Genomic DNA, 20,015 nt, shown 5'->3' on the forward strand with positions numbered 1-20,015 from the left:
GCGTTCAGCGGGTCAGTTCGGCGAGCGCGTCTTCGAGATCGAGCGTCCCTTCGTAGAGCGCGCGGCCGACGATCGCGGCGTCGACGTTCTCCGGCGTGCCGTCGCGCAGCGCGCGCAGGTCGTCGAGCGTGCGCGCGCCGCCGCTTGCGGTGACGCGCAGCGGCGCAAGCGATGCGACGTGCGCGAGCGCGGCGACGTCGTAGCCGGCCCCGGTTCCGTCGCGCGCGATCTCCGTATAGACGATGCGTCGCACCCCCCACGCGGCGACGGTGCGGACGAGGTCGTCGCGCGACGCGCCCGCGTCGGCGAGCCAGCCGCGCGTCGCGACGCGGTCGCCGCGCGCGTCGATTCCCGCGACGATGCGCTCGCCGAACGTCTCGACGATCGCGCGCGCGTCGGACGGCCGTTCCGCCAGCAGCGTCCCGATCACGACTTGCCGCGCCCCGGCGTCGAAGCGCGCGTCGACGTCGGCGGCGCTGCGGATCCCGCCGCCGGTCTGCACCGGAACGTCAACGCTCGCGCAGATCGCGCGCAGCGCGCCCTGATTCTCGCCGGTGCCGAACGCGCCGTCGAGATCGACGACGTGGAGCGCTCGCGCACCCGCCGCGACGAACGCGCGTGCACGCGCGACCGGGTCGGCGTCGTAGCAGGTCTCGCGCGACGGGTCGCCGCGCTCCAAGCGCACGGCGTAACCGCCGCGCAGGTCGATCGCCGGATAGAGCGTCAGCGCACGGCCGCTCACGTCAGCGCTTCGCGCGAGCGGGCGTCGCACAGCGCGAGAAAGTTGTCGAGCAGGCGCGCCCCGGCGGCACGGCTCTTCTCTGGATGAAACTGCGTCGCCATCACGTTGCCGCGCGCGACGATCGCGGCGAAGCGCTCGCCGTAGGTGCAGGACGCGACGAGCGCATCGCTTGCGGTGACGCGATACGAGTGCAGGAAATACGCCCACGATCCGCTGCGCACGCCGTCGACGAACGGGTGCGTGCGCTCGATCGTCAGATCGTTCCACCCCATGTGCGGGATGCGCGGCGCGTTCGTGAAACGGCGCACGTCGCCGGGAAGAATCCCGAGACCGGCCGCACCGCCATACTCGTCGCTGGAGTCGAAGAGCACCTGCATCCCCACGCAGATCCCCAGAAACGGACGCCCCGCAGCGACGACCTCGCGCACCGCGCGGTCGATCCCGCGTTCGCGCAACGCGTCCATCGTCGCGCCGAACGCGCCGTCGCCCGGGAGGATCGCGGCCGGCGCGGCGGCGACCACCGCCGGATCGCCGGTCAGCACCAGATCGACGCTGCGCCGTTCGAGCGCCGCGAGCAACGAGCCGATGTTACCCCCGCCGTAATCGATCACCGCGATCTGCGCGTTCGTCATCGCCGCAGGCGTTCGCCCTCCGGCGCCGCGGTGCTTGCCGCCAGTCCGGCGGCCGCGGTCGCGGCGACGCCGTCACCGCCGCGTGCGTTGTACTGAACGCATGACTCGTGTGTTGCGCGCCGCCGCGCTGATCGCAGCCCTCGTCGCCGGCGCGACGGTCCCCGCTGCCCGCGCCGCCGATCCCGGCCCCACGGTCCCTGCCGGGTTCACTATCGAGCGGATCGCCTCGCTCCCGGGGCCGCGCGAACTCGCCGTCACTCCCAACGGCGACCTGCTCGTCGGAACCAGCGGCGCATCGGTCGCGATCGTGCGCGACGCACAAGGGAACGCGCAGCCGCCGCGCGCGTTCGCGTCGTTCGACGATCGGCCGGTGGCCGGCGTCGCGCTGCACGGCGACACACTCTTCGCCGGCGGCCAGTTCGGCGTCTATCGCCTTCCGTACCGTGCCGGCGAAGCCGCGGCCGGGGCGGCGCCGGAGAAGATCGCGAGCGTCCGCACCTCGGGCCAATCGCGCGATCACACGACGACGACGGTCGCGTTCAGCGAAGGCGTGCTATACGCGAGCGTCGGCTCGTCGTGCAATGCGTGCAGTCCGGAACTCGACGCGACGCGCGCGACGATTCAAGCGATGCGGCCCGACGGGAGCGCGATGCATCCGCGTGCCGTCGATATCCGTAACGCCATCGCGCTCGCGGTGAACGGCGAGAACGGGGACCTCTGGGCCGGCGTCGCCGGACGTGACGAACTCGATCCCGGTCATCCCTACGAGATTTTCGACGACGTCTCGTCGCACCCGGGCACGCCCGACTACGGCTGGCTCACGTGCTACGACGGCGGCAAGCCGATCGGCGGCGCGTCGTGCGCGAACGTCGTCGTTCCGCGCGTCGTCTTTCCGGCGTACGAGACGCCGATCGCGGCGGCGTTCTATCCGCTGCATCCGGCGGGGCGGTTCGCGTTTCCGCAGCGCTACCGCGGCGGCGCGTTCGTGGCGCTTCACGGGAGCTGGCATCGTCCGCTCGTCGCTCCGCGCGTCGCGTTCGTCCCGTTCCGCGGCAGCGAACCGGCGACGCACGTCGACTGGAACGACCCGAACGCGCAGTGGAGCGAGTTCCTCGGCGGCTGTCAGCGCCCCGACGAATCACGCGTCTGCCGTCCCTCCGGCGTCGCCGTCGGCGCCGACGGATCGCTGTTCGTCAGCGACGACGGCGCGGGGGCGATCTACCGGATCAGGCCCTCGACGCGCTGACCGCGGCGCGCGCGAAGATCGTGCGCGTCAGCGCCGGCGCAGTAGCGACGGCAGTACGCCGTTCTGCGAGAACGCGACCACGTCGCCTCCGAGCGTCGCGGTGTAGACGCCGGACGGTACGATCGCCGGCGACGCATATAGGTTCGCCCCGAGATCGCCGCTCGACCACAGCGTCTGACCGGTCTGCGAATTGAACGCGACGAGCTGGTGATCCAAACCGATCACGCCGACGCCCGGCACGAACGACGCGTGGCCGTAGACGACGTACTGCGAGGAGAACGTGTACAGCGGATTTCCTGAAAGGTCGAACGCGGAGATCGCGCAGCCGGGCGGGTTCACCAGGTCGGGATTCTGCAGCTCGCCGCCCGTCACGATGATCATCGTTCCGTCGCCGGTCGGCGTCCCGATCGCGCCGCCGCCGCGGGTCCACGGCTTGAGGTCGCGCTGCCACGCTACGTTGCCGCTGTTGCGATCGACCGCATACAGCAGCCCGCTCTTCGCGACGAAATACGCTTGCGTCCCGGCGACGTTCAGGGCGCCGCCGACGTCTTCGTCGCCGCCCGGCGCGACGAACGCCGAGCGCGACCAGTTGACGGAGAGCGAACGCGTCAGCGAAACCATCGCGTCGCTGTAGCCGGCCGTCTCCGTGCCGCACCCGTTCCCGGTGCCGACGTAGACGTTCGTGCCGTCGGTGCTGAACGGCGACCACACGCCGCCGCCGCCGGCGCCGCCCGCCTGCGCGGTCGCCCAAAAGTTCATCACGGGCGTACCGCTGCGCTCGTCGAGCGCCATCACGCCGCCGCTGACGCATCCGGTCGTATCGTCTCCGCCCGCGAGACCCTCGTACACCACGCCGTTGAGCACGACGGGTTCCGAACGGACAAGCCCGACGTTGCCCGCATTCTGCGGCACGGCTCGCCAGCGCTGGGCGCCAGTAGCCGGATCGAGCGCGACGACGGCCGCGCCCGAGGTCGTCTGCGCGGCGAAGTTCGCGACGCCGTAGACGCCGACGAAGAGCGTGCCGTCGATGAGCGCCGGCGTCGCACGGACCGACGAACCGACGTGCACGCGCCAGCGGAGCGCTCCGGTCGCGGCATCGAGCGCGGCGACCGTGCCGGAGTCGGTCGCGACGTATACCGCACCGCCGGCGACGATCGGGCTCGCGTAGATCGTTTCGCCGAGCGAGACTTTCCATCGCTGCTTGAGCGAACCCGCCGAGCTTCGCGTGATTCCAGTCGCTTGCAACTGCAGTCCGCTGCGTGCCTGATCGTGCGCATACGTGATCCAGTCATCGGTCGCGACCGTCGGCCCCGGCGTGCTTTGCACCGAAGGGACGCCGCCGGAGATCGTGCTCGTCGATCCGCCGCCTCCGCACGACGCGAGGGCACATGCCAAGACCACGGGGGGCCACAGTCTCTTCGCCGCGATCATTCGCCCAGGCTACCGGGCTTCGACGCCCTCGCGCGTGGGACGAGAGTCCCGTCCGAGGAGTACCCGTCGCGCAGCCGGCAAGATCGGCGCGTCTACGTCAACGGGGTCAGCGTGCGTGCGTGCTGTGCAAACATCTCGAGCGCCGACGCTGCGTCGACGGCAGTCGCGTCGGCGCCGACGACGGCGTGCAAATCGCGAAACGCGGCGAACGGACCGCCGCCCACGACGATCGGGACGCCGCCGAGTTCGGGGTGCGCGCGCAGCGACGCGATGAGCGGCACGAGCGCGCTTACCGTCAGCGTGAGCGACGCTGAGAGCGCGATCACGTCGGGCCGCGCCGCGAGCGCGCCGGCAACGATTTGCACCGCCGGGACACGCGCACCGAGAAAAGCGACATCCCAGCCGGCGTCTTCGGCGAGATTCGCAACCATACGCAAGCCGATGTCGTGATCTTCACCCGGCGCGCACGCGGCGAAGATCGTCCCCAGCCGCCTGGCGTGCGGCCGAGGTCGGTCGCGCAGTTCCGCGATCCGTTCGCGCGTCGCGGAGGTGCGGCGCCGTTCGTGCGCGATCCCGATGGTCGCGGCTTCCCACTGTCGACCGGTCTCCTGCATCGCCGGTGCGAGTACGCCGTCGTATAGCTCGGCGACCGACATGCCGCCGCCTCTCGCGTCGTGCAGCAGCGCGCGCGACTCGGCGACGGACCGGTCGACCGCCTCGACGTAGCGCCGGGCGAGCGGAGAGAGCGCGGCGTGCGCGGCTGCGTCGCCGTCCTGCAGCGCGTGCTGCGCGATCGCGCGAATGCGTGCTCGATGCGGGACGGGAACGTTCACGCCGAGCACGTTGAAGAAGCGGCTCCAGACGCGCCGCGCGACCGCGGGGTCGAGCCCGCGCGCCGCGGCGACGCGGCCGGTCCAGCGGGCGTCGGCGACCCACAGCGGCCACGTGCCCAAGCCGATGCCGAGCGCGAGCGCGCGGACCGATTCGGCGAGATGCGGCGGGACGTGTTCGCCCGGTGCGGCGTGGAAGAACGCATGCAGGTCGCGCGGCGCCGAGCGCGCGATGCGCTGCGCCAGGCGCTCGGCGCGACGCGTCATCCAGCATTCGAGTTCGTAGTCGGCGAACGCGGCGCGCGCCGCTTCGCCTGCGTCGGGCCGCTCGCGCGCGGAGGCGTCGACGGTGACGGGGAGTTCGGCCTGCGCGATCGTACCGATCACTGCGCGCGGCTCGATCGTGACCTCGTGGGCCAGCGATTCGACCAGCGCGAGGCCGCGGCCGGAGACGGCGTGCGGATGCGGAGCGGAACGCGTGTTCTCGCGCACTCCGGGCCCGAGATCCTCGACGGTGAGATACGCGGCGCCCTCGTCGACGATCAATTCGGCGAGGACCGGACCCGGCGCGTGTGCAGCTGCGTTGTTCACGAACTCGCCGAAGATCACCCCGGCTCCGTCGAAGTCGGAATCCGGACGCGCGATCGACTGCAGAGCGGCGAGGTATCGGCCCCGCTGACGGCTCAGCGCGGCTGCGTCGCGAGCGGCAAAAGCCCAGACGCATCGCAAACGATCGTTCTGGGGCAGCCTTGGGAGAAGCACGGTACCCGTAGTGTACCCCCTCGGGCGGCGGCGCGGATACGACTCGGCGCAAACCGCACGAAAACGCTTCCCCCGGCCTCAGCCCGTGCGGGACATCGGCGCCGAGGCGAAGCGCTCCTTGAGGAAGCGGCCGTTGGCCAGGAGCGCTTGGCGTCGTCCTGGACCGCGTCCTGGGCGATCTCGTGCATCTTCGCGGCCAGCACCGTCAGCTGCTCGACCACGATCTGCCGGGCGGTCTTGACGTCGCGGATCGTCGCCGTGTTGCGGTAGGCCGCCGGGATCGTCAGGACGCGTTGAGCGTGTCGGGGAGATAGCTCGTCGCGGTCGAGCGGACGTCGGCGAAGGTCGCGGCGACGACGCCGTGCGCGGGGAGCCGGGGCAGGATCTCGACGACGTCGGTCGCGATCTGGCCGGCCCGCGCGCGATGTCGGGCGGGAGCTTGTGCTGCGCCTCCGCGGCGAGACGCTGGACGCCGGCGACCGCGTCCTGCACGTTCATCTCCGCGCTCAAGTGGGTCTCGAGCGGCCGTGCTGTCGCGCGCGACCAGCGCCCGGACTCGTTTCCCGATGAAAATCGGGAAGATCCGGATGTGCTGCGCGAACGGCGGCAGCGCGTACCACTTCGCCGCAAACGCGTTGAAGTCGTCGCCGTGGTTGTTCTCGCCGTCGGTCATCAGCACGATCGTGTCGTATCGCGCATCGGTGGTGCGATCGCGCACCGCCTCGTCGAGCGCCGCTTCGCGCGCGGCGAAGATCGCGGTGCTGCCGCCCGCCTGCAGCCCTGCGGCGAGCTGCTTCACCGAGCTGTAGACGGCAGGATCGTCGGCCCTCGTCATCTGGAAGGTGCGGTCGATCTCGGGATGTTCGCTGAACGTGATGATCGTGATCCGTTCGTGGTCGTTGAACGCGCGAACTGTCCGGTCAGCGACGGATCGCTGCCGGTGAGGACGTCGAGCGCACGCGGTCGATCCGGCTCCTCCCCGTACCGTCGTCGTTGTCCATCGAGCCGGTTTGTCGAGCACGTAGAACGAGTGCGCCGGAACGCGGTCCTAGTTGAGAAATCGCAGCAGCAATTGCTGGACCGCGCCGGCCGACGCGGGGAACGACGTCTCCGCGACGATCGCCGGGTACGTCGAGGCGACCGCCGTCGAGGTCGGGCGGCGAGAGGTTTCGGCGACGATTCGCTTCTGCACGTCGTCGCTCTTCAGGTACGCGACGATCGTCGTAGGCGTCATGCTTCTGCTCGTCGAGCAGGTCCAGGGGATAGTCGGCCGTCACCACACCGTCGCTCGGATAGACGCGCACCAGCCGTTCGTGCAGTTTCGGATCAGCGTCGCGCGCAACGATGCTCGCTTCGTAGGTGATGATCCCGTCGACGGCGTCCTGCGAGGCGAGGAGGAAGATCAAAAAAAACCTCTCTCTATTTTCGAGACAGGTCACGAGAATGCGTCGCGCGGTCACGGTATCGGAATCTCTCGGCCGGGGCTCACCGGCAGGCGAGCGCACCGCGTTCTACTTCGGCGGCCTGCGGCGGGCTTCAGTTCTCGCCGAGCGTTCCTTTCGTCGAGGGGACTTCGCCCGAGCCCGTGACGGCCTTGGCTTGCGCGAACGCGCGCGCGAACGCTTTGAACGCGGCCTCGCACAGGTGATGGTTGTTGGTCCCGCCCCAGCGCAGCAGGTGCAGGTTGAACTTGCCGTGGTCGACGACGCTGCGGAAGAAATGCGGGACGAGTTCGGTCGGCAGCGCGCCGACACGGTCCACTGAAAACGGGACGTCGTAGGTGAGCCAGGGGCGGCCGCTCAGGTCGACCGCGCACTGGACGAGGGCGTCGTCGAGCGGGACGGCGATCGAGCCGAACCGCGCGATCCCGCGCTTGTCGCCCAGCGCTTCGTCGATCGCGCGTCCGAGCGCGATCCCGACGTCCTCGACGAGATGGTGATGGTCCATCCCGTCGCCGTGCGCGTGCAGTTCCAGGCCTAGCCCCGCGTGCGTCGCGAGCGCGGTCAGCATGTGATCGAAGAAATCGACGCCGGTTTCGATCGCGATCGGACCGCCGTCGAGCGCGAGCCGCAGATCGATCCGCGTCTCCTTCGTTTCGCGCGCGATACGCGCGGCGCGCGCGCTCAGTTGTAAGACCCCGCGCCGCCGGAAGCCGCGCCGTTGCCCCGGGCATTCCGCGCTGCGATCGGTTCGTACGGGTGTACCGCGGGCCCGACGTACGTCGCCTGCGGTCGGATCAAACGGTTATGCGCGACTTGCTCGAGCACGTGCGCCGACCACCCCGCGATGCGCCCGCACGCGAACGTGCAGGTGAACTCGTCGCTGGGAATCCCCAGGCTCGCGAGCGTCGGTGCGGTGTAGAACTCGACGTTCGCGTAGATCGGCTTCCCGGGCTTGACCTCGGCGAGCACCGCGTTCGACGCGTCTTCGAGCGCGCGCGCGATCAAGTACCACTTCGTGTGCGACTTCTCGGTGAGGTTCTTCGCCATCCGTTCGAGATGGGCCGCGCGCGGATCGCGAATCTTGTACTCGCGATGCCCCATTCCCATGATCTTCTCGCCGCGCCCGAGCAGCGCGCGAACGTACGGCTCCGCCTTCTCCGGCAGGCCGATCTCTTCAAGCATCGTCATCACCTTGCTGGGGGCGCCTCCGTGCAGATCGCCGGCGAGCGTCGCGACCGCGGCCGCGACCGCGCCGTAGATGTCCTCGCCGGTCGACGCGGTGACGCGCGCCGAGAACGTCGAGGCGTTGTACGAATGATCGGCAAGCAGGATGAAGTACGTGTCGAGCGCCGCCTCCGCCGCCGGGATCGGGCGCTCGCCGCTGCGCATCCACAGGAAGTTCGCGGCATGATCGAGCGTCGAATCGGGTGCGATCGGTTCGAGGCCGCGCCGCAAACGATCCCACACGGCGACCAGCGTCGGGAACTTCGCGACCAGATCGATCGCGGCGTCGATGTTCGTGTCGTGCGAGCCGTCGGGGCGGTGCGGGAGGAAGTGCGAGATCGCGGAGACGCCGGTGCGCAGCACGTCCATCGGCCATGCGTCGCGAGGGACGGCGTGCAGCATCGCGACCACGCCGGAGGGCAGGCTGCGGCGGGCGACGAGCCGCGCCTTGAGATCGAGCAGTTCCTGGTACGTCGGGAGCCGCCCGAAGAGCAGCAGGTGCACGACCTCTTCGTAGGTCGCGTGTTCGGCGAGGTCGTGGATGTCGTAGCCGCGATAGGTCAGCCGGCCGACGTCGCCTTCGACGTTGCTGAGCACCGTCTCGCCGACGACGATCCCTTCAAGCCCGGGGTTGACCACCGTGGACGCCATGAAAGGAGGTTCTCGACGCCGCCGGGCTTCTCCCCACGGTTGCTGGTTCTTCGCGCGAGAGAGAGGGCACAACACGAGAAAGGTCACAATCGAACGTCGATGGGCCGGCGTCTGCGCCGAGCCCGCGCGTCGAGAAGGAGGTCCCATGGCCCGTACCGTTCTCAGTCGTCGCTCGTTCGTCACGCTCGCCGGAGCCGGCACGGCCGCGGCGTTCGGGATCCCGGCGTATCTGCCGCGGATCGGCGAAGCGGCGGACACCATCAAGATCGGATTGCTCGAACCGTACACCGGCGTCTACGCCGGCCCGGGTGAGAACGAAACCAACGGCTTCCAGATGGCCGTCGACGCGTGGAACAAACGCGGCGGCGCGATGGGTCGCAAGGTCGAGCTCGTCAAGGAAGACGAGCAGAACGATCCCGGCGTCGCCGCTCAGAAGGCGCGCAAGCTCGTCAATCAGGACAAGGTCGTCGCGCTGGTCGGCACCGTCTCGAGCGCGGTCTCGCTTTCGGTCGCCGGCGTCTCGAACTCGCTCAACACGCTCTTCATCGACAGCGGCGGCCACACCGACGACGTCACCGGGAAGAGCTGTCACTGGAACGTGTTCCGCACCTGCCACAGCACGTGGATGGAGACGCACGCGACCGGCTACTCGCTGCAGAAGCGCTTCGGCAAGAAGTGGTTCTTCATCACGCCCGACTATGCGTACGGCCACGCGCTGGAAAGCGGCTTCAAGGACGTGCTCGCGCACATCGGCGGCACCGTCGTCGGCAACGAGCTGACGCCGCTGGGCACGACCGATTTCAGTTCGTACCTCACCAAGATCGACGCGGCGAAGCCGGATCTCGTGCTGGTGTTCGTGCAGGGCGACGACTACACCAACTGCCTCAAGCAGATGAACCAGTTCGGGCTGCTCAAGAAGTACCCGGTCGGCGGACCGCAGGTCGAACTCGAGCCGCTGTACGGCTTGCCGCCCGAAGCGCGCGGCGGTTACTGGGGCGTCGAGTGGTACTACAAGAGCGAGAAGACGCTGGGCAAGAACAACAAGCTCGCGCATGCGTTCGTCGCCGACTACATGAAGCGGTTCAACAAGCCGCCGACCGCACGCTCGTGCTTCGGCTACGTCACCGCCGACCGGCTGATCAACGCGATGGCCGAGACGAAGTCGACCGAATCGGTGAAGATCGCGCACGCGCTCGAGAACACGCGCTTCACGTCGATCTTCAACGGCAGCGCCTACTACCGCAAGGAAGATCATCAGCTGATGTGGCCGATGTGGGTGGCGAAGATCCGTCCGAACGGGACGCCCGGCGACAAGGACGATCTCTTCGACGTCGTCGACATCAACGCGCCCGAAGCGATCGAACAGACCGTCGCGCAGAAAGAAGCCGTCTGCAAACTGGGCTACCCGTAGCGCCGTGATCGAGCATCTGGCGCCGCAGCTCTTCAACGGGCTGGTGCTCGGAGCGTTCTACGCGATCGTGGCGCTCGGGCTCTCGCTCATCATGAACCTCACCGGCACCATCAACATGGCGCACGGGAGCTTCATGACGCTCGCGGGCTACCTCGCGTACACGCTCGTCCAGCGCGGTGTGCCGTTCTGGTTCGTGCTGATCGCGGCGCCGGTGATCACGGTTCTCGTCGGCGTGTTCGTGGAGCGGGGTCTGGTGCGGCCGCTCTACAAACGCGAGCCGTTTTACAGCCTGCTGATGACGTTCGGACTCTCCCTCATCGCCGAGGAGATCTTCCGGCTCATCTGGGGCTCGAACGGCGTTCCGTTCTCGCCGCCGGCGGCGCTGGCGGGTGCGGCGTCGCTCGGATTCATGAGCTTCCCGATATTCCGCATCTTCATCGCGGCCGTGCTGATCGTCGCGATCGTCGCGCTCGCGCTCTTCCTTACCCGCACGCGTTTCGGGCTGCGCCTGCGGGCGGCGGTGCAGGACACCGAGATGATCGCCGCGCTCGGCACCAACACCCAGGTGCTCTACGCGGTGAACTTCGGCCTCGGGATCTTCCTCGCCGGGATCGCCGGCGTGCTCGCGGCGGGGATGCTCGGCCTTTCGCCGACGAGCGGGAACGCGCTGCTGATGCCGGCGTTCGTCACCGTCATCATCGGCGGGATGGGCAGTCTCTTCGGCAGCATCGTCGGCGGGATGCTGATCGGGATCGCGATCTCGATGACCACGCTCTTCATCCCCGCCGCGAGCGAGGTGTCGATGTACGTGCTGATGGCGATCGTCCTGCTCGTGCGGCCGCGCGGACTCTTCGGCGAAGAAGGCATCTTCGGGTGAACGCGCGCTCCGGTACCGTCGGAGCGGCGGTGATCCTCGTGCTCCTCGCCGCGGCGCCGCTGCTCTCGCCGCTGATCCATCTCGACGTCTCCATCGTCACCGAGGTGCTGGTGACGGCACTCGCGGTGATGAGCGTGAACCTGCTGCTCGGCTACACCGGACTTCCCGCGTTCGGCAATGCGGCGTACTTCGGCCTCGGCGCCTACGGCGCGGGGCTCTCGGTCAAATATTTTCACGTCGACTTCGTGGCGGCGGTCGTCATCGGGACGCTCGCCGCACTCGCCGGCGGCCTGCTCCTCGCGCCGTTTCTGCTGCGCCGGCGCGGGATCTACTTCGGCCTGCTCTCGATCGCGTTCGGGCAGGTCTTCTACTTCGTCGCCTACCGCTACACCGACGTCACCGGCGGCGAGGACGGGATGAACTTCCCGCGCCCGCCGGTCGGGCTCGGGCACGTGTCGATCAACGAAACGGCGTTCTACTACGTCGCGCTGGCCGTGTTCATCGCGTGCGTGTTCGCTTTCCGGTCCGTGGTGCGCTCGCCGTTCGGGTGGACGCTGATCGCGATCCGGCAGAACGAGGTCCGCGTGCGGTATCTCGGGCTCAACACCGACCGCTTTATCTTCGTCGCGCTGCTGATCTCCTCGACGATGGCGGGGCTCGGGGGGGCGCTCTTCTCGCTGCTGATCAACTTCGCGTATCCGCTCGAACTCGACTGGCACCAGTCGGGCTTCTTCGTGCTGATGATGATCCTCGGCGGCGCCGGCACGGTGTGGGGGTCGCTGGTCGGCGCGTTCATCTACGTGATCGGGAAAGACATCATCTCGACGATCACGCCGCTGTGGCAGATCGTGCTCGGCGCGCTGTTCGTCGCGTGCGTGCTGGGCTTCCCGCGCGGGATCGTCGGGACGATCGGCGCGCTGCGCGCCGCGCGCACCGGTGCGCCCGACGACGACGCGAGCGCGGCGTTCGACGCGAACGCGCCGGTGGAGGTGGGCCGCGGTGTCTGATGCGATCATGCTCGAAGCCGATTCGATCACGAAGGTCTTCGGCGGCGTCCGTGCGGTCGACGACGTCTCGATGCAGGTCCGCGAAGGGACGATCCACGCGCTGATCGGCCCCAACGGTGCGGGGAAGACGACGTTCTTCAACGCGATCTCCGGCTTCGCGATGCCCGAGCACGGTCAGGTGCGGTTCAAGGGCGTCGACGTGACGCGGATGATGAACTGGCGGCGCGTCGCGATGGGGATGGGGCGGACGTTTCAGACGCCGAGCGTCTTCCCCGAACTCACCGTCGACGAGAACATCCGCCTCGGCGTGCGCGCGCACGCAAACCATGCGTTCCGCTTGGGCGCGCTGCGCGGCGAGGCGAAGCGCGCCGTCGACACGCGCGTCGACGAACTGCTCGGCTTCGTCAATCTGGCCGACCAGCGCGATCGCCCGCTCGCCGAGCTCGCGCACGGATCGCAGCGGTTGTGCGAGATCGCGATGAGCCTCTCGACCGATCCGGTGCTGGTGCTGCTCGACGAGCCGATGGCCGGCCTCGCCGAAGCCGAGACCGACCGCATCATGGGCGTGATCCGCGATCTGCGCCTTCGCCTCGGGCTCACCGTCCTCTTCGTCGAGCACAACATGCGCGTCGTCCTCTCGCTCGCCGATCGCATCACCGTCCTCGACCGCGGCAAATTGCTCGCCGAAGGCGCGCCCGCGGAGATCGCCGCCAACAACGCCGTGCGCAGCGCGTATCTCGGAGAAGGCGTCCTCGACCATGTCTGAACCCCTGCTCGCCGTCGACGGCCTGTGCACCAATTACGGAAAGATCCGCATCCTGCGCGACGTCTCGCTCACCGTCGGCGAAGGCGAAGTCGTCGCGCTGCTCGGGCTCAACGGCGCCGGCAAGACGACGACGATGCGCAGCATCCTCGGCCTCACGCCGCCGCGCGCCGGAACGATCCGCTACGACGGCCGCGACATCACCGGCCGGCCTGCCTATCAGATCGCTCGGCTGGGCGTCGGCTACGTCCCCGAAGGACGCCGGATGTTCAAAGACTTGAGCACGCTCGAGAACCTGCAGCTCGCCGAGAACGGGCGCGGCGGCGACTGGACGATCGCGCGGGTCTTCGAGAAGCTGCCGAAACTCGCGGAGCTGCGCGCGCGCAAATCGGGCCGGCTCTCCGGCGGCGAACAGGAGATGCTCGCGATTGGGCGCGCGCTGGTGGCGAACCCGCGCCTCCTGCTCGTCGACGAGCCCTCGCAGGGCCTCGCGCCGCTCGTCGTCGAGGATGTCTATCGCATGCTCGCCGAGTTGAAGAAGACGGGCGTCGCGATTCTGCTCGTCGAGCAGAACGCGCTGCTCGCGCTGCGGGTCGCCGACCGCGCGTACGTGCTCGACAGCGGCCGCGTCGTGCACTCGGGGCCGGCCGCCGAGCTCGCGGCGGATCGCGACCGCATCCGCACGCTGATGGGCCTGGAGGTTGCGGCGAGCTAGGCGATGGCGAGCTTGGGATGGATCGGATTCGGCGAGATCGGCCTGCCGATGGCGCTGCGGCTGATCGGCGCCGGTCACGAGGTGGTGGTGTGGAATCGCAGCGCGGCGCGGCTGCAGCCCGCGCTCGACGCCGGCGCGACCGCCGCCGCGTCGCCGGCCGACGTCGCGGTGCGCTGCGAGGCGACGTTCGTCTGCGTCACCGACGGCGACGCCGTCGAGGAGATCGTCTTCGGCGAACGCGGGATCGCGGAGGGCGCGAGCGCGGGGACGCTGGTCGTCGACCACTCGACGATCCATCCCGACGAGACGCGCGGTTTTGCCGAGCAACTGACGGAGATCGGAGCGGGGTGGGTCGACGCGCCGGTTTCGGGCGGTCCCGGCGGCGCGCGTGCGGGGACGCTGGCGTCGTTTCTCGGCGGCAGCGACGGTGACGTTGCGCGCGTGATGCCCTGGATCGCGGCGTACGTCGCGAAGGCGACGCACCTCGGCCCCGTCGGCAGCGGGCAGATCGCGAAATCGTGCAATCAGGCTGTGGTCGCGTCGACGATCGCGATCTGGGCCGAGATCATCGGCTACGCGCGCGCGTGCGGCATCGATCCCGAGACCCTCGTCGATGCGGTCGAAGGCGGCTGGGCCGACTCGCCGTTGCGCCGCGACTTCGCGACCGCGATGGCGCGCGGCGCGGAGCGCACCGACCGCCGCACCCTGATCTTGAAAGATCTGGAGATCGTCTCCGACATGGCGGGGAGCGTGCGCGCGCCGGTCCCGCTCACGGGGCTCGTCACGTCGCTGTTCCGGATGGCGCTCGCGCGCGATCCCGAGATCGCGGGGATGACCGCGATCGCGGGATTGTACGAGCGATGATCCCCGCCACGACGACTGCGATCGCGATCGAGCGGCCCGGCGGACCCCATGTCCTGGTTTCCAAGGAGATTCCGCTCCCGCCGCTCGGCGACGACGACGTCCTCATCTCCGTGGCAGCGGCGGGCGTCAACCGGCCCGATGTGTTTCAGCGGCTCGGCGCCTATCCGCCGCCGCCCGGCGCCTCGCCGATCCCGGGGCTGGAAGTTGCGGGGACGATCGCGGCGCGCGGCGCGCGCGTGACCGAGTTCGCCGTCGGCGACCAGGTGTGCGCGCTGCTCTCGGGCGGGGGCTACGCGGCGCACGCAGTCGCGCCCGCGGCGCAATGTCTGCCGATTCCGCGCGGCGTCAGCATGGTCGAAGCGGCGGCGCTTCCGGAGACGACGTTCACGGTATGGGTGAACGTGTTCGAGCGCGCGCGCCTGCAGCGCGGCGAGTCGCTTCTCGTGCACGGCGGCGCGAGCGGGATCGGGACGACGGCGATCCAGATCGCGAAGGCGCGCGGCGCGCGCGTGTTCGCGACGGCGGGCGGTGCCGAGAAGCGCGCGGTGTGCGAACGGCTCGGAGCGGAACGCTGCGTCGACTATCGCGACGAAGACTTCGTCGCCGTCGTGCGCGAGGCGACCGGCGGCCGGGGTGTCGACGTCGTGCTCGACATCGTCGGCGGCGAATACACGCCGCGCAACCTCGACGTTCTCGCGATGGACGGACGGCTCACGCAAGTCGGCACGATGCGCGACGCGCACGCCGAGGTGAACCTGGGCATCGTGATGCGCAAGCGGCTCTGGATCACGGGTTCGCTGCTGCGCCCGCGCAGCGTCGCCGAAAAAGGTGCGATTGCGCAAGCGGTGCTCGCCGAGGTGTGGCCGCTGATCGAAAGCGGCGCCTACCGCCCCGTCATCGACACGACGTTCCCGCTGGAACGCGCCGCCGACGCCCACCGCCGCATCGACGCCGGCGACCACATCGGAAAAATCGTCCTGACCATCTCACGCTGAGCGCGTCAGCCGACTTGCAGTTCGGTTGCGCGGGCGAGGGCGTGCTGCACGAGGCGTTCCACCAGCGCTTCGTAGGAGATGCCGGCGCTCAACGCTTCTTCGGGGAGGAGGCTGGTCGGCGTCATCCCGGGGAGCGCGTTGATCTCGAGGATCGTCGGACGCCCTTCTTTGGTGACGATGAAGTCGGTGCGCGAGTAATCGCGCAGGCCCAGCAGGCGATGCACCGAGAGCGCGAGCGTCTGCAGACGCGAGGTGAGATCGTGATCGATCGGCGCCGGGATGAGATGGCGCGAGCCGCCCGGCTTGTACTTCGCGTCGTACGAATAGAACTCGTCGCTAGGCACGATCTCGACGACCGGCAGCGCTTCTTCACCGAGCACGCCGCACGAGAACTCGCGCCCCGGCACGAACTCCTCGGCCAGCACCTCGGGCGTGCGCGTCGATGCGGCGAGCACCGCCTTCGACCACGCTTCGTGCGACTTCACGATCACCACGCCCGCACTCGAACCGCTCGCGCGCGGTTTCACCACCAACGGCAGATTCAGCGAACCCGGCAGCAGCGGCAGCGTCCCGCCGGTGAGATCGAAGACGTCCCAGGCGGGCGTCGGCAGGCCCTCGGCGGCGAGCAGCTTCTTCGTGAGGTGCTTGTCCATCGCGACCGCGCACGCGGCGATCCCGCTGCCGGTGAACGGAATCCCCATCCACTCGAGGATCCCTTGGATCGTGCCGTCTTCGCCGCCCGGTCCGTGCAGCGCGTTGAAGACGACGTCCGGCGCGATCTCGCGAATCGCTTCGACGAAGCGGCCGTCGAAGTCGAGCGAACGTGCATCGTGGCCGAGCGCGGCGAGCGCGCGCATCACGCCGGTGCCGCTTTGGATCGACACCTCGCGTTCCGCGCTCGGACCACCCATCACCACGGCGACCTTCAATGAAATTCTCCGACGAGATGCACTTCGAGATGGAGCTCGACGCCGAACTCATCCTGGACCGCGCGGCGCACGCGCGTCAGGAGCGTCGCGACGTCCCGCGCCGACGCGCCGCCGGTGTTCACGATGAAGTTGGCGTGGAGCGGCGACACTTCGGCCCCGCCTTCGCGCCAGCCCTTGGCGCCGGCGGCTTCGATCAGGCGTCCGGCGTGATCGCCCTCGGGGTTGCGGAAGCACGACCCGGAGTTCGGGATCGCGACGGGCTGGGTCGCCTTGCGCCGCACCAGGCGCGACTGCAGGCGCTCGCGCACCGCGGCCGCGTCGCCGCGTTCGAACCGCAGCTCGGCGCGCGCGACGATCGCGTCACGCGGCAGCGACGTCTGCCGGTAGCGCCAGCCGACGTCGACGCGGTGCGGCTCCGGGCGCGCCGGGGCCTGCACGATCACCTCGCGCGCGAACTCGCCGATCTCGCGATCGGTCCCGGCGTTCATGCGGATCGCGCCGCCGACCGTCGCGGGGATCCCCGCCAAACCGTCGACGCCGATCCCGCCGAGGGTCGCCACCTGCGCGCACAGCGCCGGGAGCGACGCGCTCCCGCCGGCGGCCGCGATCACCGTCCCGTTCTCCGCGCGCACGTCGAGCGTCGAGAACTCGCCTTCGAGCCGGAGCACGATCCCGCGGATCCCGCCGTCGCCGACCAGCAGATTCGAACCCGATCCGAGCACGAACATCGGCAGCCGCCGCTTGCGGACGCGGAGCAGGACGAACGCGAGCTCCTCAGCGCTCTCGACGTCGACGAGCGCGTCGGCCGGGCCGCCGATCTTCCACCAGGTGAACGGCGCGAGCGGCTGCGCGAAGCGCGCGCGCTCGCCGAACCGTTCGCGCAGCGCGTCGCGGTCGCCGTCGTCGAGGAGCCGGACCGTCTTCACCGCGCGAGCGCGGCGGCGACGCGCTCGCCGAGGCGATGCGCGACGCCCGAGATCGAGCCGGCGCCGAGCATCAGCACGAGGGCGCCGTCCGGCGCTTCGTGCGGGATCACGTCGAGCAGCTCCTCGACGTCGGCGACGTAGCTGACCGGCGTCCCGCTCGCGGCGAGCGGCTCGCCGATCGAGCGCTCCGAGATCTCGGGGATCGGCGCTTCCGACGCCGCATAGATCGGCGCGAGCACGACGCGGTCGGCGCCGCGCAGCGACTCGGTGAACGCGTCGCGCAGGTATGCGGTGCGCGTGTACCGGTGCGGCTGGAACGCGACGACGATCGGCGCGCCCTGCGCGACGCCGCGCGCCGCCGCGATCGTCTTCTCGATCGCCGTCGGGTGATGCGCGTAATCGTCGACGACGGTGAACGCGCCGCGGCCGACGATCTCGAAGCGCCGCCGCACGCCGTGAAAACCGCGCAGCGCGGCGGCGATCGGGGCGAAGGGGATTCCGGCTGCGCGCGCTGCGGCGGTCGCACCGAGCGCGTTCTGCACGTTGATCTCACCCGGAACGTTGAGCGCGATCTCGCCGAGCGGCGTCCCGAGTTCGAGGACGCTGAACCGCGAGCCCAAGTTGTCGTACGCGATATCGGCGACGGTGAGGTCGGCGGCGGCGCGCGTCGCGAACGTCGTCACCGGCGCGCGCGCCATCCGCCCGACGAACGCGCTCGAACGGTTGTCGGTCCCGATCACCGCGCGGCCCGTCGGCGGCACCTTGTTGACGAAGGTCCCGAACTGCTCGATCAGCGACGCCATCTCGGCATCCGAGCCGATGTGATCGTTCTCGATGTTCGTCACCACCGCGATCGTCGGATTGAGATGCAGGAACGAGCCGTCCGATTCGTCGGCCTCGGTGACGAACCACGCGCTCCCCGCGCGCGCGTTCTTGCCGGTGTCCACGCGGACGCCGCCGACCGCGACCGTCGGATCGTAGCCTGCCTCTTCGAAGACCGACGCGAGCATCGCGGTCGTCGTCGTCTTTCCGTGCGTGCCGGCGACCGCGACGAGCTTGCGGCCTTCGGCGAGTACTGCGAGCAGCTTCCCGCGGGTGACGATGTCGAGCCGCCGTTCGATCGCGGCGACGAACTCGGGGTTGTCCTTCGCGATCGCCGACGAGACGACGACCGTCGCCGCATCGCCGACGTTCTCGGCGCGGTGACCGATCGCGATGCGGACGCCTTCGGCCTCGAGTTCCTCGATCAGCGGCGTGCGGCGGACGTCCGATCCGCTGACCCGAGCGCCCCGCGCGAGCAGCAGACGCGCGATCGCGCTCATGCCGATCCCGCCGGCGCCGACCAGATGATACGCCCCCTCCGTCACGGCCGACCCCCGTTCGCGTCGGCGTTCTCGCGCACCCGCGCGTCGCGCTGCGCGCGCGTGAGCCGGAGCGGGCGCAAGCCTGCGATGCCAACGCGTTCGACGATCGCGGCCGCCGCGTCGTGGGGCGCGAGCGCGCACGCCGCCGCGGCCATCGCGCCGGTGCGATCCGGTTCGAGGACGTCGCGCAGCGCCCACCACAGCCGATCGCCGTCGAGTTCCGCGTCGGAGAGCACCGTCGCGGCTCCCGCCTCGGCGAAGAGCGCCGCGTTGTGCGCCTGATGCTGGTCCGCGGCGTGCGGGTACGGGATCAGAATCGCGGGTGTGCCGGTCGCCGCGAGTTCGGCGAGCGTCGACGCACCCGCGCGCGCGACGACGACGTCGGCGGCGGCGTAGGCGTCGCTCGGGTCGGCGAGATACGAGACAAGCCGCACGCGGTTTCCGGCGGCGAGCTCGCGTTCTTCGGCTTGCATGTATGCATGGTCGCGTTCACCGCTGACGTGCAGAACCTGCCACGCATCCGGAAGGGTGCGGCGCGTCACCAGCGCCGCCACCGCTTCGTTGATCGACCGCGCACCTTGACTGCCGCCCATCACGACGATCGTCGTACGCTCCGGATCGAGCTGCAGCCGCGCGCGCGCCGCGCGCGGATCGCTCGCGGCGCGCAGCGCGCCGCGAACCGGCGCGCCGGTGACGACCGTCTTGCGCCCGAACGACGCGCGCGACGCCGCGTACGTCGTCCACACTTCGTCGACCAGCGGCGCGAGCAGCCGGTTCGTCAGCCCCGGCGTGACGTTGATCTCGAGCAGTGCGATCCCGCACCGCAGGAGGCGTGCGACGCGCAGAACGCGCGCCGCGACGACGACCGGAAAGCAGACGTACCCGCCGGTCGCGATCACCATCATCGGGCGAAAGCGCGTGAGCGCGGCGAGCGCGACGGCGACGCCGGCGGCGTTCGCAGCGATCGTCCGCAGCGTTCCCAGCGAGAAGCGGCGCCGCAGCGGTGCGCTTGGGACGAACGTCAGCGGCATCGCCGTCACCAGCGAGGCTTCGAGCCCGTGCCGGTTGCCGTAGAAATGCGCGGCATAACCGTCGTCGAACGCGGCGCGCAACGCGCCGTCGATCGCGAGCGCGGGATAGATGTGGCCGCCGGTCCCGCCGCCGGTGAACGCGACGCGCAGTGTCACGACGGCACGGTCAGCGC

General features: G+C 69.8%; 20 protein-coding genes. 8 read left to right on the forward strand and 12 right to left on the reverse strand.

Going from position 1 to position 20,015, the window contains the following annotated elements; translation table 11 throughout:
- Nucleotides 1–4 precede the first annotated feature (4 nt).
- Both WPS_RS16075 and hisH read right to left on the reverse strand, forming a co-directional pair.
- Nucleotides 5–742, reverse strand: coding sequence for a 1-(5-phosphoribosyl)-5-[(5-phosphoribosylamino)methylideneamino]imidazole-4-carboxamide isomerase (locus WPS_RS16075; RefSeq protein WP_317995474.1), 738 nt, complete (start codon nt 740–742; stop codon nt 5–7).
- On the reverse strand, nt 739–1,374 hold the full coding sequence (gene hisH / locus WPS_RS16080) for an imidazole glycerol phosphate synthase subunit HisH (protein ID WP_317995475.1): 636 nt from the start codon (nt 1,372–1,374) through the stop codon (nt 739–741). The genes WPS_RS16075 and hisH overlap by 4 nt, the downstream gene beginning before the upstream one ends.
- 100 nt (nt 1,375–1,474) lie before the next feature.
- On the opposite strand from hisH, the gene WPS_RS16085 reads away from it, so the two are divergent.
- Nucleotides 1,475–2,620 carry a PQQ-dependent sugar dehydrogenase gene (locus WPS_RS16085; protein ID WP_317995476.1) on the forward strand — a complete coding sequence of 382 codons (1,146 nt, stop codon included), beginning with the start codon at nt 1,475–1,477 and terminating at the stop codon, nt 2,618–2,620.
- A 27-nt stretch (nt 2,621–2,647) separates the two neighbouring features.
- Here the strand turns inward: WPS_RS16085 and WPS_RS16090 are convergent, their stop codons facing one another.
- The 6 genes from WPS_RS16090 to WPS_RS16115 form a co-directional block, all read right to left on the reverse strand.
- Nucleotides 2,648–3,946: an outer membrane protein assembly factor BamB family protein gene (locus WPS_RS16090; protein WP_317995477.1), complete on the reverse strand. Its 1,299-nt coding sequence runs from the start codon at nt 3,944–3,946 to the stop codon at nt 2,648–2,650.
- Between the two features lie 197 nt (nt 3,947–4,143).
- Nucleotides 4,144–5,643, reverse strand: a complete 1,500-nt coding sequence (locus WPS_RS16095) for a cobalamin-dependent protein (protein ID WP_317995478.1) — start codon at nt 5,641–5,643, stop codon at nt 4,144–4,146.
- Between the two features lie 283 nt (nt 5,644–5,926).
- Entirely contained in the window at nt 5,927–6,664 is a 738-nt protein-coding gene (locus WPS_RS16100; protein WP_317995479.1) for a VWA domain-containing protein, read from the reverse strand.
- A complete protein-coding gene (locus WPS_RS16105; protein WP_317995480.1) occupies nt 6,564–7,103 on the reverse strand; it encodes a hypothetical protein in 540 nt (179 codons plus the stop codon). Before WPS_RS16105 ends, WPS_RS16100 begins: the two co-directional genes overlap by 101 nt.
- Before the next feature lie 76 nt (nt 7,104–7,179).
- Nucleotides 7,180–7,770, reverse strand: coding sequence for an imidazoleglycerol-phosphate dehydratase HisB (gene hisB, locus WPS_RS16110; protein ID WP_317997572.1), 591 nt, complete (start codon nt 7,768–7,770; stop codon nt 7,180–7,182).
- Complete coding sequence (locus WPS_RS16115; protein WP_317995481.1) at nt 7,767–8,960, reverse strand: citrate/2-methylcitrate synthase; 1,194 nt, start codon at nt 8,958–8,960, stop codon at nt 7,767–7,769. The genes hisB and WPS_RS16115 overlap by 4 nt, the downstream gene beginning before the upstream one ends.
- Nucleotides 8,961–9,105: 145 nt before the next feature.
- On the opposite strand from WPS_RS16115, the gene WPS_RS16120 reads away from it, so the two are divergent.
- The 7 genes from WPS_RS16120 to WPS_RS16150 are packed head-to-tail and all read left to right on the forward strand — an operon-like array spanning nt 9,106 to nt 15,592.
- Nucleotides 9,106–10,371, forward strand: a complete 1,266-nt coding sequence (locus WPS_RS16120) for an ABC transporter substrate-binding protein (RefSeq protein ID WP_317995482.1) — start codon at nt 9,106–9,108, stop codon at nt 10,369–10,371.
- 4 nt (nt 10,372–10,375) lie between these two features.
- Nucleotides 10,376–11,248 (forward strand): branched-chain amino acid ABC transporter permease, encoded by an 873-nt coding sequence (locus tag WPS_RS16125; protein WP_317995483.1) that lies wholly within the window; start codon nt 10,376–10,378, stop codon nt 11,246–11,248.
- Nucleotides 11,245–12,255 carry a branched-chain amino acid ABC transporter permease gene (locus WPS_RS16130; RefSeq protein WP_317995484.1) on the forward strand — a complete coding sequence of 337 codons (1,011 nt, stop codon included), beginning with the start codon at nt 11,245–11,247 and terminating at the stop codon, nt 12,253–12,255. Before WPS_RS16125 ends, WPS_RS16130 begins: the two co-directional genes overlap by 4 nt.
- A complete protein-coding gene (locus tag WPS_RS16135; RefSeq protein WP_317995485.1) occupies nt 12,248–13,021 on the forward strand; it encodes an ABC transporter ATP-binding protein in 774 nt (257 codons plus the stop codon). Before WPS_RS16130 ends, WPS_RS16135 begins: the two co-directional genes overlap by 8 nt.
- Entirely contained in the window at nt 13,014–13,733 is a 720-nt protein-coding gene (locus tag WPS_RS16140; protein ID WP_317995486.1) for an ABC transporter ATP-binding protein, read from the forward strand. The genes WPS_RS16135 and WPS_RS16140 overlap by 8 nt, the downstream gene beginning before the upstream one ends.
- A gap of 3 nt (nt 13,734–13,736) precedes the next feature.
- Complete coding sequence (locus WPS_RS16145) at nt 13,737–14,597, forward strand: NAD(P)-dependent oxidoreductase (protein WP_317995487.1); 861 nt, start codon at nt 13,737–13,739, stop codon at nt 14,595–14,597.
- Complete coding sequence (locus tag WPS_RS16150; RefSeq protein WP_317995488.1) at nt 14,594–15,592, forward strand: NAD(P)H-quinone oxidoreductase; 999 nt, start codon at nt 14,594–14,596, stop codon at nt 15,590–15,592. The genes WPS_RS16145 and WPS_RS16150 overlap by 4 nt, the downstream gene beginning before the upstream one ends.
- 5 nt (nt 15,593–15,597) lie before the next feature.
- Here WPS_RS16150 and WPS_RS16155 read toward each other — a convergent pair whose 3' ends face one another.
- The 4 genes from WPS_RS16155 to WPS_RS16170 are packed head-to-tail and all read right to left on the reverse strand — an operon-like array spanning nt 15,598 to nt 19,998.
- Nucleotides 15,598–16,521: a D-alanine--D-alanine ligase family protein gene (locus WPS_RS16155; protein WP_317995489.1), complete on the reverse strand. Its 924-nt coding sequence runs from the start codon at nt 16,519–16,521 to the stop codon at nt 15,598–15,600.
- Nucleotides 16,518–17,447 (reverse strand): UDP-N-acetylmuramate dehydrogenase, encoded by a 930-nt coding sequence (gene murB / locus WPS_RS16160; protein ID WP_317995490.1) that lies wholly within the window; start codon nt 17,445–17,447, stop codon nt 16,518–16,520. Before murB ends, WPS_RS16155 begins: the two co-directional genes overlap by 4 nt.
- Nucleotides 17,444–18,814: a UDP-N-acetylmuramate--L-alanine ligase gene (gene murC / locus WPS_RS16165; RefSeq protein ID WP_317995491.1), complete on the reverse strand. Its 1,371-nt coding sequence runs from the start codon at nt 18,812–18,814 to the stop codon at nt 17,444–17,446. Before murC ends, murB begins: the two co-directional genes overlap by 4 nt.
- Entirely contained in the window at nt 18,811–19,998 is a 1,188-nt protein-coding gene (locus WPS_RS16170) for a UDP-N-acetylglucosamine--N-acetylmuramyl-(pentapeptide) pyrophosphoryl-undecaprenol N-acetylglucosamine transferase (RefSeq protein ID WP_317995492.1), read from the reverse strand. The genes murC and WPS_RS16170 overlap by 4 nt, the downstream gene beginning before the upstream one ends.
- Nucleotides 19,999–20,015 lie beyond the last annotated feature (17 nt).

Origin of the sequence: Vulcanimicrobium alpinum (assembly GCF_027923555.1) — a bacterium.
Classification (GTDB): Bacteria; Vulcanimicrobiota; Vulcanimicrobiia; order Vulcanimicrobiales; family Vulcanimicrobiaceae; genus Vulcanimicrobium; species Vulcanimicrobium alpinum.

Excerpts from the sequence above, each read along its gene's own strand:
- WPS_RS16085 (WP_317995476.1), top strand. The coding sequence starts at position 1,475 with ATGACTCGTGTGTTGCGCGCCGCCGCGCTGATCGCAGCCCTCGTCGCC.
- hisH (WP_317995475.1), bottom strand. The coding sequence starts at position 1,374 with ATGACGAACGCGCAGATCGCGGTGATCGATTACGGCGGGGGTAACATC.
- WPS_RS16115 (WP_317995481.1), bottom strand. The coding sequence starts at position 8,960 with ATGGCGTCCACGGTGGTCAACCCCGGGCTTGAAGGGATCGTCGTCGGC.
- WPS_RS16140 (WP_317995486.1), top strand. The coding sequence starts at position 13,014 with ATGTCTGAACCCCTGCTCGCCGTCGACGGCCTGTGCACCAATTACGGA.
- WPS_RS16150 (WP_317995488.1), top strand. The coding sequence starts at position 14,594 with ATGATCCCCGCCACGACGACTGCGATCGCGATCGAGCGGCCCGGCGGA.
- WPS_RS16120 (WP_317995482.1), top strand. The coding sequence starts at position 9,106 with ATGGCCCGTACCGTTCTCAGTCGTCGCTCGTTCGTCACGCTCGCCGGA.
- WPS_RS16145 (WP_317995487.1), top strand. The coding sequence starts at position 13,737 with ATGGCGAGCTTGGGATGGATCGGATTCGGCGAGATCGGCCTGCCGATG.